Source organism: Clostridium sp. AM29-11AC (genome assembly GCF_003480545.1).
Taxonomy (GTDB): domain Bacteria; phylum Bacillota; class Clostridia; order Lachnospirales; family Lachnospiraceae; genus Otoolea; species Otoolea saccharolyticum_A.
In genome coordinates this window covers 191,449-205,041 of the sequence record NZ_QUJI01000003.1, presented here as the reverse complement: position 1 = coordinate 205,041, position 13,593 = coordinate 191,449, and the positions used below count along the sequence as shown (strand labels likewise).

15 protein-coding genes and 2 pseudogenes are annotated in these 13,593 nt (G+C 51.7%); all 17 read right to left on the bottom strand.

The window, feature by feature from the left end; all coding sequences use genetic code 11:
- Window positions 1-27: 27 nt before the first annotated feature.
- Entirely contained in the window at window positions 28-1,134 is a 1,107-nt protein-coding gene (gene truA, locus DW757_RS03920; protein ID WP_118751049.1) for a tRNA pseudouridine(38-40) synthase TruA, read from the bottom strand.
- A 101-nt stretch (window positions 1,135-1,235) separates the two neighbouring features.
- On the bottom strand, window positions 1,236-2,036 hold the full coding sequence (locus DW757_RS03915; protein WP_118751048.1) for an energy-coupling factor transporter transmembrane component T: 801 nt from the start codon (window positions 2,034-2,036) through the stop codon (window positions 1,236-1,238).
- Window positions 2,033-2,878: pseudogene (locus DW757_RS17985) on the bottom strand (energy-coupling factor transporter ATPase); the annotation flags it as partial. The gene DW757_RS03915 and the pseudogene DW757_RS17985, both read right to left, overlap by 4 nt.
- 132 nt (window positions 2,879-3,010) lie before the next feature.
- Window positions 3,011-3,832: pseudogene (locus tag DW757_RS17980) on the bottom strand (energy-coupling factor transporter ATPase); the annotation flags it as partial.
- 354 nt (window positions 3,833-4,186) lie between these two features.
- Window positions 4,187-5,263, bottom strand: a complete 1,077-nt coding sequence (locus DW757_RS03900; RefSeq protein ID WP_118751045.1) for an N-acetylmuramoyl-L-alanine amidase family protein — start codon at window positions 5,261-5,263, stop codon at window positions 4,187-4,189.
- A 55-nt stretch (window positions 5,264-5,318) separates the two neighbouring features.
- On the bottom strand, window positions 5,319-6,587 hold the full coding sequence (locus DW757_RS03895; RefSeq protein ID WP_118751044.1) for an N-acetylmuramoyl-L-alanine amidase family protein: 1,269 nt from the start codon (window positions 6,585-6,587) through the stop codon (window positions 5,319-5,321).
- A gap of 530 nt (window positions 6,588-7,117) precedes the next feature.
- A complete protein-coding gene (locus DW757_RS03885; RefSeq protein ID WP_015574664.1) occupies window positions 7,118-7,654 on the bottom strand; it encodes a L17 family ribosomal protein in 537 nt (178 codons plus the stop codon).
- A 237-nt stretch (window positions 7,655-7,891) separates the two neighbouring features.
- On the bottom strand, window positions 7,892-8,851 hold the full coding sequence (locus tag DW757_RS03880; protein ID WP_008396298.1) for a DNA-directed RNA polymerase subunit alpha: 960 nt from the start codon (window positions 8,849-8,851) through the stop codon (window positions 7,892-7,894).
- Window positions 8,852-8,895: 44 nt separating this feature from the next.
- Window positions 8,896-9,489, bottom strand: a complete 594-nt coding sequence (gene rpsD, locus DW757_RS03875; protein WP_008396299.1) for a 30S ribosomal protein S4 — start codon at window positions 9,487-9,489, stop codon at window positions 8,896-8,898.
- A gap of 18 nt (window positions 9,490-9,507) precedes the next feature.
- Entirely contained in the window at window positions 9,508-9,909 is a 402-nt protein-coding gene (gene rpsK / locus DW757_RS03870; RefSeq protein ID WP_008396300.1) for a 30S ribosomal protein S11, read from the bottom strand.
- An 86-nt stretch (window positions 9,910-9,995) separates the two neighbouring features.
- On the bottom strand, window positions 9,996-10,364 hold the full coding sequence (rpsM, locus tag DW757_RS03865; protein ID WP_008396301.1) for a 30S ribosomal protein S13: 369 nt from the start codon (window positions 10,362-10,364) through the stop codon (window positions 9,996-9,998).
- A 133-nt stretch (window positions 10,365-10,497) separates the two neighbouring features.
- Window positions 10,498-10,611: a 50S ribosomal protein L36 gene (gene rpmJ / locus DW757_RS03860; protein WP_003497809.1), complete on the bottom strand. Its 114-nt coding sequence runs from the start codon at window positions 10,609-10,611 to the stop codon at window positions 10,498-10,500.
- 446 nt (window positions 10,612-11,057) lie between these two features.
- Window positions 11,058-11,303, bottom strand: a complete 246-nt coding sequence (locus DW757_RS03855; RefSeq protein WP_243033358.1) for an antho-RFamide neuropeptide — start codon at window positions 11,301-11,303, stop codon at window positions 11,058-11,060.
- A 193-nt stretch (window positions 11,304-11,496) separates the two neighbouring features.
- Window positions 11,497-11,715, bottom strand: a complete 219-nt coding sequence (gene infA / locus DW757_RS03850; protein WP_008396304.1) for a translation initiation factor IF-1 — start codon at window positions 11,713-11,715, stop codon at window positions 11,497-11,499.
- 17 nt (window positions 11,716-11,732) lie between these two features.
- The gene (locus tag DW757_RS03845) at window positions 11,733-12,008 is read right to left on the bottom strand and encodes a KOW domain-containing RNA-binding protein (protein WP_008396305.1); all 276 of its coding nucleotides are present in this window, start codon (window positions 12,006-12,008) and stop codon (window positions 11,733-11,735) included.
- 46 nt (window positions 12,009-12,054) lie between these two features.
- Window positions 12,055-12,807 (bottom strand): type I methionyl aminopeptidase, encoded by a 753-nt coding sequence (gene map / locus DW757_RS03840; RefSeq protein ID WP_015544463.1) that lies wholly within the window; start codon window positions 12,805-12,807, stop codon window positions 12,055-12,057.
- A 130-nt stretch (window positions 12,808-12,937) separates the two neighbouring features.
- Window positions 12,938-13,579 carry an adenylate kinase gene (locus DW757_RS03835; RefSeq protein WP_008396308.1) on the bottom strand — a complete coding sequence of 214 codons (642 nt, stop codon included), beginning with the start codon at window positions 13,577-13,579 and terminating at the stop codon, window positions 12,938-12,940.
- Window positions 13,580-13,593 lie beyond the last annotated feature (14 nt).

The following is a 13,593-nucleotide window of genomic DNA, read 5'->3' as shown; positions in this document are numbered from 1 at the left end:
CCGCGCCGTCGTCCCCCGATTGCCGCTTTATCCCTCATACACCGCCGTCAGAAAACCGCTTCCGGGAGCTTCTCCCTCCGCATCCGGCCCTGCCAGGCGGTAGTAGCCAAACTTGTCCCCCGGATGAAGCCTTCCGGCTGCCCCGCAGGTTCTCTCCCCTGTCCCGGCGGCCTCCGGGCCTGCAGAGGCAGGGCCTGTAAGCCCGGTATCTGTCACATACACCCGTTTGGCACCGTTTCTCACCGCCTGGTGAATCATGCGCCGCAGGACGCCGTCAAGCTCCCCGTCCTCGCACCGCTCAATGGTTAAGACAGAATAGCCCTCTGAGAGATGCCTCTGATCCAGGCAGTAGCTCCAATGTCTGTTTTCTCCCCTCACACAGTCTGCCGGCTCCTTCTCATACTCCATACTCACCAGCGTCAGCCCCTTAGCCGGGATCGTCGGACCTGCCGCCGCCCTGTCCCTGGCCTCCAGAATCTCCTCCATATACTCCGGCGGCCATACGCCCATGCCGATCTTTACAAGGGTTCCCGTGATAATGCGTACCATATTGTAGAGGAAGCCGCTTCCGCTGATGCGGATCACAATCACGTCGTCTGCCCCCCTGTCAACCGTAAGGCTGTAGATCGTGCGCACCGTCTCTTCCGCCTGGGTTCTCACCGTGCAGAAGCTCTTAAAATCATGCTCTCCCACCAGAAAGGCGGCTGCCCTCCTCATTTTCTCCACATCCAGGTCAAAATAGCAGAAATGACAGTACAGCCGGTTTAAAGGCATATCGATTTTCCGGTTCAGGATCTTATACTCATACGTTTTCACACAGTTGGCCTTCCTGGGGTGAAACGTCAGAGGCACCTCCTCTGATTTCTGAACCCTCACATCCTCCGGCAGCCTCTGGTTCAGGGCAAAGCAGATTTTCTCCGGCGGGATCCGGCTCTCTGTGTCGAACACCGCAATATTTCCCATAGCGTGCACGCCGGAATCGGTGCGGCTGGCTCCCACCACCTGAATCTCCTCCTTCAAAAGCTCTGAGAGCGCCCTGTTTAAAACCTCCTCTATGGTGATTCCGTTTGGCTGCAGCTGCCAGCCGCAGTAATTGGTACCATCATAGGCAACCGTCAGTCTGATCCGTTTCATCTGAACATTCCTTTCCTGTCTTGTACTCCTGTAGTTTCCATCACCAGACACATTTTAGCGGTTTATCTTCCCTGGCCGGAGAGACAAACCGCTAATCTGGGTTATAAGAATATTTTAAGAGCTGCCATAACTGCCAGATAAGCAAAGAACAGCACATAGGCAATTCTGTCCCTGCTTTCGTAGCGCAGAGGCTTCATCTTCGTTCTTCCTTCTCCTCCCCGGTAGCACCTGGCCTCCATGGCCATGGCCAGATCCGTGGCCCGGCGGAAGGCGGAGATAAAAAGCGGCACCAGAATCGGGATCATGCTCTTGGCTCTCTGAATCAGGTTTCCGCTCTCGAAATCGGCTCCTCTGGCCATCTGGGCCTTCATAATCTTGTCCGTCTCCTCCACCAGAATGGGGATAAAGCGCAGCGCAATGGACATCATCATGGAGATCTCATGCACCGGAACCCGGAAGCGGTTAAGGAAATGAAGTCCCTTCTCCAGACCGTCTGTCAGCTGGTTCGGCGTTGTGGTGAGCGTCATCACCGACGAGCCGATCACCAGATAGATCAGGCGCAGTCCCATGAAAACGGCAAGCCTGACTCCCTCCCTCGTAATCTGCAGAAATCCCACCTTCACAATAGGGGTACCCTGCGTGAGAAACAGGTTGAAGCTGACGCTGATAATCAAAAGAAATACCACCGCCTTAAGCCCCTTAACCATGAATTTAAACGGAACCCTGGAACAGCGGATCACAGCTGCCAGCACAAGGGTGGCCAAAACATAGCCCCACACGCTGTCAGCCAGAAACAGCGAGATGATAAATACCATGGTTCCAAACAGCTTTGTTCTGGGATCCAGACGGTGGATACACGAATCCACCGGATAATACTGTCCCAGCGTTATATCTCTAATCATACTCTCTCCTGCCTGCCGAGGAATGAAAGCAGCGCATCCCTGGCCTCCTCTACTGTCGTAATTGTATCTGAAATCCCGACGCCCTCAGCCCGAAGCTCCTGCACAAGGTAGGTCACCTGAGGCGCCGCAAGCCCCATGGATTCCAGCTCCTTCCAGTGCCTGAACACCTCCTTGGGCGTCCCGTCAAACACCTTCCGGCCGTGATCCATCACCATCAGCCGATCCACGTACCTGGCCACATCCTCCATACTGTGGGAAACCAGAATAATGGTGAGTCCGTGCTGGCGGTTCAGCCGCTCGATCTGTTCGAGAATCTCATCTCTTCCCCTGGGATCCAGCCCTGCCGTGGGCTCGTCCAGGATCATCACCTCCGGCCGCATGGCCAGCACTCCTGCGATGGCCACCCGCCTCTTCTGTCCTCCGGAGAGCTCAAAGGGGGAGCGCTTATAGAACTTCTCGTCCAGTCCCACCAGCTTCAGGGCATGTCTGGCCCTCTTCTCCACCTCCTCAGCGGAGAGCCCCAGGTTTTTAGGCCCGAAGCAGACATCAGAGAACACATCCGCCTCAAAGAGCTGGTGCTCCGGATACTGGAAAACCAGCCCGACCTTGCTGCGCAGCTCCTTCATGCTGTATCCCTCGCTGTATATGCTCGTCCCGTGAAATAAAATATCCCCGGAGGTGGGCCTGATAAGCCCGTTCAGGTGCTGAATCAGCGTAGACTTTCCTGACCCGGTATGGCCGATCAGCCCGATAAACTCTCCGTCCCTGACCTCAAAGCTGACATCCTTTAAAGCCTGCTGCTCAAAGGCAGTTCCGGAGCTGTACTTGAAGTTTAAATCAATGGCTCTGATGGCAGTCTCACCCTGCCCCTCTTTCCCGCCGGCTTCTTTGGCCGTTTCAGAAGACCGGGGTTCCTCCGCTGCCGGCTTCTTAAGAAGCTCTCCGGGGCAGACAGAGAGAAAGGCATTTGTAAATTCCTTCCGATCCAGAATGCCCTCCGGCATATTTACCCCGGCATTCTTAAGCTCCCAGGCCAGCTCTGTCACCTGAGGAACGTCCAGGCGGTATTCCTTCAGCTGCTGTACCTGGGCGAACACCTCCCTTGGCGTCCCATCCATCACCACGCGCCCGTCATCCATCACAATCACCCGGTCTGCATGGATCACTTCCTCCATGTAGTGGGTGATGAGAACAACTGTGATTCCCTCCTTCTGGTTCAGCTCCCGCACTGTGCGGATCACGTCTGCCCGTCCATTGGGATCCAGCATGGCCGTGGGCTCGTCCAGGACGATACACTCCGGCTTCATGGCCATCACCCCGGCAATAGCTACCCTCTGCTTCTGTCCTCCCGACAGGCGGTTCGGTGACTTTTTCCGGTAAAGGGTCATTCCCACCGCCTTCAGGCTTTCATCTACCCGCTTCCAGATCTCCTCTGTGGGGACGCCCAGATTTTCCGGACCGAAGCCCACATCCTCCTCCACAATATTTCCGATAATCTGGTTGTCCGGGTTCTGAAACACCATGCCCGCCGTCTTTCTCACATCCCAGAGACGATCCTCATCTGCCGTGTTCATGCCGGCCACCCAGACTTCGCCCTCTGTGGGAAGCAAGATCCCGTTTATGTGCTTGGCAAAGGTGGATTTTCCTGAACCGTTATGGCCCAGAACCGCTACAAAGCTCCCCTTCTCAATCTCCACATCCAGATGATCGATGGCACGCTTTTTCTCCTCAATTTTATCTTCCTCATCCCGCCTGATATAGTCAAACACCAGGCCTGCTGCTTTAATTATATTCATCTCAATTCCTTCTAAAATCCAGACCCTGCCGTTCCTGCGACCTGGCAGAAAACGACAGTTTCCCACATCAGCTGTCTTGTTAAATTTTAGATTACTTTCAGGAAAGAGTCAAGCGGTTTACTCGCGATGCGGCGTATTGGAAGCCTCTCCCTTCCCGCCGCTTTCTCAGGCCTCCCTGACAGCTGCCTCAAAGATAGATGCACAAAAGCAGAAAGCGGAGGGAGTGCAGATGGCTTTTCCCGCCTGCACGCTCTCCGCCTGCTTCTCATTATTCTGCCCCATCCGGCTCCGGCTTTCGGCATCTTCTGTGTCCGTCGGCCCAGAAGGCCTGTGAGCCTGTGAACTGCTTACAGACTACTCTGCCCGGCCATTTACGTCCAGGCGCCGGCCGTCCACTACCGTATCATAGAGCATTTTTCCGCTTGCATCAAAATAGTAGGCATTTCCCGGTCCCAGCTCGTACCAGCCGGTCGCCATGGCCCCTGTCGGATCCAGATAGTACCAGGTTCCGTTTTCATTCAGCCAGCCTGTCTTCATCCTTCCCTGTTCGTCCAGATAATACCAGCGCCCTCCGACATTCTGCCAGCTGGTTGCCGCATTGGCATCCTGGTCAAAATAGTACCAGCTTCCGTCAATATATCTCCACCCTCCGGAGGCTCTCACACCGTTTTTGTCCGTGTACTGGTATCTCCCGTTCACCTGTTCCCAGCCCTCGCTCATCCTGCGCAGGGTGACAATCCTCTCCGACTCAAACGCGTCTCCGGCAGACAGGGCTTCCCCGCTGCCTGAAGCCAGCGCCTTGACAGTGTAGAAATAGACTCCCTCCTCCTGCATATAGGCAGTGAGATCCGCAGAGGTTCCCGTGAGAGTCAGCATATTCACATACTGGTTATCTGCAGCATTTTCCTCTCCGCTCTCCTGAGTTCCTGCGCGGTAGAGCCTGAGCTGATACGCCTTTGCATAGGGAACCGGTCTCCAGACAGCTGTTCCCTGGCTGGCACTGTCCCATCCGGCGCTCTCCGTCTGCCCCAGCTTCAGCACAGGCGTGTAGGACACCGTAACCTCCAGAACGCTTCCGTTTTCTCTCTCTTCTGCTGAAATGTATTCTGCCCCGCTTACCCGCACAGACGGGCTGTTTCCATTTTCACCAAATGTCAGGCCTTCATCCGCTCTCAGGACAATTTTCCCGGTGCGTGCCTTTCCCGGCTCCCAGTCTGACACCCTGACATCCCATGACACGTTTTCCACCGAGCTTTCGCTTCCGGTAACCTGTACCTTTGGCTCTTTCACGGTCCCCGGCTCATACTCGTTTCTTATGCCAATCTTCACCTCGGCAATTTTGCCGTCTGCCAGGGCGGGAAATACCATCCCCGCTGCCAATGATATGACCGCGCCTGCCAGGACCATTCTCCTGTTTCTGCTTCCTGCCATTTTGCTTCCCTTCCTATCTGTCCTGTCCCTTCCATTCTCGAGCTTTCTCTGCCCTCTATCTTCTCCAGATTCCGCTTCCGTCTACATAGAAGGTATCGATCGTCGTATTGACCGCCAGCTCTCCGCTTCCGGGATAGAAATAATACCAGTCATTTCCTATCTGGCGCCATCCCTCATACATGGCTCCGGAATCGCCCAGATAATACCGCTTTCCATTCAAATCCAGCCACTGATTCCTGTACATGGCCCCCACAGTCCCGTCAGGCCCCGGATTCAGGTAGTACCAGCCGGAATTAGTCTGAATCCAGCCGGTGAGCATAACTCCCCTGTTTCCATCTGAGACAGGGTTCAGATAATACCAGTTGTTGTTCTTATACTGCCAGTCCGTCAGCATCCATCCGTCAGCGTCGAAAAGGAACCACTGATTGTTGAGAAGAAGCCAGTCATTCTTCTGATAGCTGCCGTCCGGGTAGCGGTACCACCAGCGGTCGCCCTGCTGGATCCATCCCACCTGGGCGGTTGTGTTGTTGCCTGCGCTGTTCTGATTGTTGTAATCGATTTTTCCGGAGCCGTCTGACACTGATTCCTTTCCTATATAAATCTCATCTGAATCTGTCCAGTCGCTGCTCTTTGCATAATCCTTCTGGCTGTCATTCTTGGCCACAGAGCGCACTTTAAAGCTGTAGGTTCCGGCGCTGGTCATATAGGGATAAAAATTAATCTTGTTGCCCTGATACCCTTTCACCTTGTATACCGTGCTTCCTCCCCGGTAGAGGGTAATATCATAGGCATCCACCCGATCCACGGAATCCCACTTTGCAAGCCCCAGAGTCGTATCGCTCCACTCGGCCTCCTCCGGAGCCTCAAAAGTTCCCTCCACCGGATCTGTCTTGATCGTAACCTTCAGCCGGTCGCTTCCGGAACGGCTGGCTGAGACAAATTCTCCTCCGCTCACCTTCACATTGCTGGACTTATACGTGCCCTTAAAGGTGTACTCATCCGGATCCTTGGCCTCCAGAATTACCTTAAACGTGTAGGTACTTCCGATCTTAACCCCGCTGCTGCCGACGGAGCTGCTCCACTCAGGGTCTTCCACAATCTCATACTTGGCGCCGTCTGAGACCATGACATTTGCCCCTTCTCCCTTGGAACCGTAGGATAAATCCGGCAGATCGTCCCCCGGCTCCAGCTCTATCTTAACATCAATATCCACCTTGGAGATCGTCTTGGAAGCCGCAAACACAGTAAGGCTCCCCCCTGCCGCAAGTAAGGCAGACATACAAATCAACGCCAGCGCCTTCGCATACCCCGCTCTGCTTTTCATACTACCATCCTCCTTTTTCCTGCTCTATCTTATGTCTCCCCATCGATCGCCTGCTCTCTCTGCTCTCCTGCAGGGTGCCGGCGCCGGGAAAGCCCTCAACGCTATTTTCTATCTTTATTATAAACATCGGGGCCGACAGGCGTCAACTTACGATATTCTTGCGAAATCTTAAATATATTTCCTTATTTTTCCTGACGAAAGGCCTGGGGGAAGCTCGTTTTCAATGACAGGGAGGCCCTGAGCCTTCTCTGAAGGCAGTCGGAAATACGGCTGCCTGAGAAGAAAGGTATCAACCTTCTCACCGCTTCCCCTCATCTCCATCCCCATCCAGAAGCTTCCACCCCGCTTTGTAATTTTCCTATCAAAAGTCATCCAGTACCCATGGCAAAAGGAGAGAGGAGGAAGGCATTTTGTGACTTCGCTGGAACAAAATGCCTTCCTCCTCTCTCCGCCCGCCACCATCCTTCCTTTTTTCCCCACAAAAAAATCCCCCGGGGAATTCTCTCCCCGGAGGATCGGTACAGTCAGTCTTATACTAACTCAAGCAGAACTTCCATCGCTGCATCGCCCTTACGAAGGCCGATCTTAACGATTCTTGTGTATCCGCCGTTGCGGTTAGCATACTTTGGTGCGATCTCGTCGAACAGCTTAGCAGCCATATCTACGGACTTTGTGTTTTTCTTTCTTCCAGCCTTAGCGGTCGGAACCTCGGTTACTCCGTAGAGAACCTTTAACATCTGTCTTCTTGCGTGAAGTCTGGATGGCTTATCCTTCTTGATTTCCTTCTCAACTTCCTCGTAAACAGTTACTTTCTTTCCGTCAACGACTTCCTTCACTCTCTTGCCGTCAGCGTCCTTCTTGGCAACCTTTGCTGTTACCTTAACAGTCTCGTAGTTGTCCTTCTCCTTAACTGCAAGTGCAATTAAGCCCTCGGCGATCTTCTTTACTTCCTTGGCTCTTGCCTCAGTTGTAACGATCTTTCCGTTGTATAACAGGTTTGTCACCTGGTTTCTTAATAATGCTTTTCTCTGGCTGGAAGTTCTTCCCAGCTTTCTATATCCTGCCATTATAAAATCCTCCATTTGTGGAACATCCGCCCACGCATCTTCGGGCTTACTGGACGGATGCTTTTTGTCCATAAATCAGTTTCGGTTCAGAAGGAACCTCCCTCCTCAGAAAGGAATGCCCTTCTGCGAAGGCGGGGAACGTATTCCTCACTCTCCGCTCTCCTGCAAAGAATCTGCCCTTTGCAGGACTCCGGTTTCCCGGCTTTCGCTGTCCTCCAGCCATCTTAGGACCGTGGATTACTCCTCGCTCGGATTTAACTGTAAGCCCAGCTCCTTTAACTTGGCAAGCACCTCTTCCAGGGATTTGCGGCCCAGGTTTCTCACCTTCATCATATCCTCAGGAGTTCTGTTGCACAGCTCCTCCACAGTGTTGATGCCTGCGCGTTTTAAACAGTTGTATGAACGGACGGATAATTCCAGTTCATCAATGTTCATCTCGAGAACCTTCTCCTTCTCATTGTCTTCCTTCTCCACCATAACCTCAGCGGTTCTGGCGTTTTCGGAGAGGTCAATGAAAAGGTTCAGATGCTCGCTTAATACCTTAGCTGCAAGGCTCACTGCCTCGTCCGGAGCCAGGGTTCCGTTTGTGAAAACGTCCAGAGTCAGCTTGTCGTAATCTGTAACCTGTCCCACACGGGTGTTCTCAACAGACATGTTCACGCGCTCTACCGGAGTGTAGATGGAATCTACTGCAATCACGCCGATAGGAAGATCATCGCTCTTGTTCTTGTCAGCGCTGATGTATCCCCGGCCCTTTGTGATGGTCAGCTCCATGTAGAACTTGCTGTCAGCTCCGCCGCTCAGTGTGGCGATTACCTGATCCGGATTTAAAATCTCAATGTCAGAATCAGCATTGATGTCAGCGGCTGTCACGACGCCCTCGCCCTCGAACTCGATATACGCTGTCTTGGGCTCGTTTGTTTCGCTGCTGTTCTTGATTGCCAGACTCTTGATGTTCATGATAATCTCAGTCACATCCTCCTTCACGCCGGGGATGGAACTGAACTCATGCAGAACGCCGTCGATTTTCACCTGACTTACTGCTGCTCCAGGCAAAGAAGAGAGCATAATTCTTCTTAAAGAATTTCCTAATGTAGTGCCGTAGCCTCTCTCGAGCGGTTCCACTACAAACTTGCCATATCTTTTGTCTTCTGAAATCTCAGCAATTTCAATTTTCGGTTTTTCAAAATCGAACACTAATAGCCCCTCCTTCTGGGAAGTTAATTAAGGGCTGGCCTTAATTATTTGGAGTATAACTCGACGATAAGCACTTCGTTTACAGGAACATCAATCTCGTCTCTGGTCGGTAACTCTTTTACTGTACCTCTTAAGTTCTCCTGATCAACCTCTAACCAGGCCGGTACAAGTCTTCCTGCTGTTACCTCTAATACGTCTTTATATCTCTGTGAAGATTTGTATTTCTCTTTGATCTCGATTACATCTCCGGCCTTTACCAGGTAGGACGGGATGTTTACGCACTTGCCGTTTACAAGTACGTGCTTGTGGTCAACGATCTGTCTTGTCTCTTTTCTTGTGCGGCCGAATCCCATTCTGAACAGAACGTTATCCAGTCTGGACTCCAGAATAATCATCAGGTTTGTACCAACCTGTCCGTTCATTCTGGAAGCCTTTGCATAGTAGTTTCTGAAAGGTTTCTCTAACACACCATAGATGAATTTTGCTTTCTGCTTCTCTCTTAACTGGAGACCATACTCGCTCATCTTCTTATTAGCTCTCTTTGAATTTCTATTTGATTTCTTGTCGATTCCTAAGTAAATTGGATCAAGGTCAAGAGATCTACATCTTTTAAGAACAGGAACTCTATTTACTGCCATCTTAACTCTCCTCCTATATTAGACTCTTCTGCGCTTCGGCGGACGGCATCCGTTGTGTGGTACCGGAGTTACGTCCCTGATGCTTGTTACTTCCAGACCGCAGGCCTGAAGGGCGCGGATTGCTGCCTCACGGCCTGAACCAGGTCCTTTTACCATAACGTCTACAGATTTTAATCCATGGATAAGAGCTGCCTTTGTTGCAGTTTCTGCAGCCATCTGTGCTGCATATGGAGTAGATTTCCTTGAACCTCTAAATCCCAGACCGCCTGCACTTGCCCAAGATAAAGCATTTCCCTGTGCATCTGTTAAAGTAACGATTGTGTTATTAAAAGATGACTGGATGTGCGCCTGTCCGCGTTCAACGTTTTTCTTTACACGCTTTTTTGTCACTTTCTTAGCAGTTGACACTTTTTTAGCCATTTTAAACTAACCTACTTTCTCTGATATTGAATCCTGTTAAACCCACTGTATCACCTAACCTGATTCATGTTTACATTGTTACTTAATTATTTCTTCTTGTTTGCTACTGTCTTCCTTGGTCCCTTACGTGTTCTCGCGTTGGTCTTTGTCTTCTGACCGCGAACCGGAAGGCTCTTTCTGTGACGGATTCCTCTGTAGCATCCGATCTCCTGAAGTCTCTTGATGTTCATGGCGATCTCTCTTCTTAAATCACCCTCAACAACCTGAGTATCAGCGATGATTGCTGCCAGCTTTTTAACCTCGTCGTCTGTTAAATCCTTAACACGTGTGTCAGGATTCACGCCAGCCTCTGCGAGAATGCGGTTGGAACTTGCTCTACCGATTCCGTAGATGTAAGTTAAACCGATCTCGACACGTTTTTCTCTTGGTAAATCAACACCTGAAATACGAGCCATGTGTTTAGTACACCTCCATTAGTTTTTCTTTCATTCAATCCACAAGTATTGCTAAATGCTTGATTCATATGAACAACTTATCCTGGTGGTTCACATGAAAAGCGGTGTGCGAAAAAATCAGGCAGACTATTTATCAGCCCTGTCTTTGTTTGTGCTTTGGATTTTCACAGATTACTCTGATACTGCCTTTTCTCTTGATGATCTTGCATTTTTCGCAAATTGGTTTAACCGATGATCTAACCTTCACAGTAATTCTCCTTTCCGTAATAGTCCGTCCACCTAAGGACACACAACGCGCAGTTTGTTGCATATTGCAGTCCTCAAATGCGGGCCTACAGGTACATCTATCAAACAGTCCGACCTCTCTCAGCCTGGGTTCACAGCTTCAAAAGGGCAGATCTATTCTGATGCCTCAACAAAGTTCGCTAGAGCATTATAACACTTATTTTTATAGATTGCAAGCGGATCTTTGCTTATTTTTCCTTGTTTTTACGGGATTTTCCGGTACCCGGAGACTGCCCGGGAAGGGGAGGCTGCAGGAAGTGCAGATGGATGTAGCGGGACGGGATGGAGGATGGCGGGGAAGATAGCTCGGAGGATGGTACGGAGGAGACGGAGAATGGTACGGAGGAACGAGTGAGAAAATTTTGTTCCAGCGAAGTCACAAAATTTTCTCACTCGTTCCTCCTTCCACTACGGTGCTGCCCGCTTTCGGCTGAGCACAGAATTTTCTGCCGCCGTGCTTTTTCTGAATCGTTTTTCCTGAGCATTTCTCCCGACTGAGCGTTTCTCCCGATTGAGCGTTTCTCCCGAGCCGTTCCGCCGAGCCGCCATTTCCAGTCCGTCTTTTCCAGTCCTTTTTCCGGCCCGTTTTTTCCGGTCCTTCTCCCCGTAAAACTCTCCCGCTCCGTCTTCCTCCCTATCTCCCAATCTCCCCATCTAACTATCCGCCTATCTCCCCGCTTTCATCCGCTCTGTCCCCTTCCCCCATCTCTCTTTTTTCTTCCCCCAGAAAAACAGAAGGAATGTCCCGGAAGGCAGAAGAAAGGTGCGGATTTTGTGACTTCGCTGGAACAAAATCCGCACCTTTCTTCTGCCATACCCCCATTCCCCCTGTATCTTTTCTCTCCTTCTACTTATCCCTCCAGATAATGCGTCCCTTGGAGAGATCGTAAGGGGACATTTCCAGTGTTACCCGGTCACCCGGTAAAATTCTGATATAGTTCATGCGGAGCTTTCCGCTGATGGTTGCAAGCACCTTGTGGCCGTTTTCCAGCTCTACCTGGAACATGGCGTTGGGGAGCTTCTCCACAACGGTTCCCTCAATCTCGATTACGTCTGCTTTGGACATTATACTCTACCTCCCGGCTAAATTTCTCTCTCTTTTTTCCAGTTTCTGATAAAGAGGCGGATTTCCTCATTTACTGTGGGACGTCCGGCAAGAATTGCCTCTGTGAGCCCTGCCTCTGAAAAATGTGTCGGCTGCACATGTTTTTTCTTCTTTTTCTTCGGCTTTTCCACAGGGCGCAGCTTTCCGTCCGACAGGTAAACGTATTCCGGTGTTTCCTCTGTTATGATAAAAAAGCTGTCCTTGTCATGTCCCGCAAGGGAACGGACAAGGCTTCCGACTTTATATTCTGCCATGTTTCACCTCAAAAGTCAAGGCGGCGCAGCCCGCCGTCTGTTCCTGTCAGCGCAGAGATAAGATCTCCGGCTCATCCTCGGTTATCAGGATTGTGTTTTCATAGTGGGCTGAAAGAGAACCGTCATCTGTCACCACGGTCCAGTCATCGTCCAGCCACACAACCTCACAGGAGCCCTCGTTAATCATCGGCTCGATGGCCAGAGTCATGCCTGGCTGCAGAAGAATTCCCTTCCTGCGCCTTCTGAAATTGGGGATCTCCGGATCCTCGTGCAGGTGGGAGCCGATCCCGTGTCCTACCAGATCCCGGACTACTCCATATCCAAAGCTCTCGGCATAGGCCTGAATTGCTGTGGAAATGTCGTTCAGGTGATTGCCCGGCTTCGCAAACTTGATGCCCTCAAAAAAGCTCTGCCTTGTCACCTCAATCAGCTTCCTGGCCTCCGGGCTTATCTCCCCGATCCCGTGGGTCCTGGCTGCGTCGGAGTGGTATCCCCTGTAAATCACTCCCGCATCCAGGCTGACAATGTCGCCCTCGTCGATGATGTGATCCTTGTGGGGGATTCCATGCACCACCTCGTCATTGACCGACACGCAGATGGAAGCCGGATAGCCGTTATAGTTCTTGAAGGAGGGGATGCAGCCGTAGCTGCGGATAATTTCCTCTCCCAGCCGGTCAATGTCAAGGGTTGACATGCCCGGCCTGAGAGCCTTTGCAAGCTCCTCGTGGGTGATGGCGAGAATCCTTCCCGCCTCCCTCATCAGTTCAATCTCCCTGGGAGATTTAATGGTCACTGCCATAATATCTGCTCCTGAAATAAAATCCTGTCAACTGTATCTTTCAGGCTGCCCTGGGCAGTGCGGACTGCCCTGCCATATCCGTTCCCGGCGGCATGCCGGGGCAGATGGCCGGGCACCGCTCCGTCCAGACTTATCCGAAAATTTTTACAATGCTCTCGAATACCTGATCCATACTCTGTGTGCCGTCTACAGAAACGAGGACGCCTGCCCTCCTGTAGTAGTCGATTAACGGCTGTGTCTGCTCGTGGTAAACCGCCAGGCGCTTCTGCACAGTCTCCGGCTTGTCGTCGTCCCTGAGAACCAGCTCTGCGCCGCACTTGTCGCAGATTCCCTCTGCCTTAGGCGGAGCAAACTGTACATGGTAGGTGGCGCCGCAGGTAATGCAGGCCCTGCGCCCGCTCATTCTCGATACGATGTTCTCATCCGGTACATCCACGTCAACTGCATAGTCAATCTTCTGTCCCATCTCCTCCAGAGCCTTTGTCAGGCTCTCTGCCTGAGGAATGGTCCTCGGGAAGCCGTCCAGCACATAACCGTTCACGCAGTCCTCCTTCTTGATTCTGTCGAGGAGCATTCCGATTGTTACCTCATCCGGAACCAGAAGTCCTTGATCCATGAACTCCTTCGCCTTCATACCAAGCTCTGTTCCCTCCTTGATATTCGCTCTGAAGATATCTCCGGTGGAAATGTGAGGAATCCCGTATTTCTCGGCAATCCTCTTAGCCTGTGTTCCTTTTCCCGCCCCTGGTGCGCCTAACATGATAATCTTCATAAGATCCGCCTCCC

Coding starts and splice junctions, on each gene's coding strand:
- truA (WP_118751049.1), bottom strand. CDS start 1,134: ATGAAACGGATCAGACTGACGGTTGCCTATGATGGTACCAATTACTGC.
- DW757_RS03915 (WP_118751048.1), bottom strand. CDS start 2,036: ATGATTAGAGATATAACGCTGGGACAGTATTATCCGGTGGATTCGTGT.
- DW757_RS03900 (WP_118751045.1), bottom strand. CDS start 5,263: ATGGCAGGAAGCAGAAACAGGAGAATGGTCCTGGCAGGCGCGGTCATA.
- DW757_RS03895 (WP_118751044.1), bottom strand. CDS start 6,587: ATGAAAAGCAGAGCGGGGTATGCGAAGGCGCTGGCGTTGATTTGTATG.
- DW757_RS03885 (WP_015574664.1), bottom strand. CDS start 7,654: ATGGCAGGATATAGAAAGCTGGGAAGAACTTCCAGCCAGAGAAAAGCA.
- rpsD (WP_008396299.1), bottom strand. CDS start 9,489: ATGGCAGTAAATAGAGTTCCTGTTCTTAAAAGATGTAGATCTCTTGAC.
- rpsK (WP_008396300.1), bottom strand. CDS start 9,909: ATGGCTAAAAAAGTGTCAACTGCTAAGAAAGTGACAAAAAAGCGTGTA.
- rpsM (WP_008396301.1), bottom strand. CDS start 10,364: ATGGCTCGTATTTCAGGTGTTGATTTACCAAGAGAAAAACGTGTCGAG.
- DW757_RS03855 (WP_243033358.1), bottom strand. CDS start 11,303: ATGGGGAGATTGGGAGATAGGGAGGAAGACGGAGCGGGAGAGTTTTAC.
- infA (WP_008396304.1), bottom strand. CDS start 11,715: ATGTCCAAAGCAGACGTAATCGAGATTGAGGGAACCGTTGTGGAGAAG.
- DW757_RS03845 (WP_008396305.1), bottom strand. CDS start 12,008: ATGGCAGAATATAAAGTCGGAAGCCTTGTCCGTTCCCTTGCGGGACAT.
- map (WP_015544463.1), bottom strand. CDS start 12,807: ATGGCAGTGACCATTAAATCTCCCAGGGAGATTGAACTGATGAGGGAG.
- DW757_RS03835 (WP_008396308.1), bottom strand. CDS start 13,579: ATGAAGATTATCATGTTAGGCGCACCAGGGGCGGGAAAAGGAACACAG.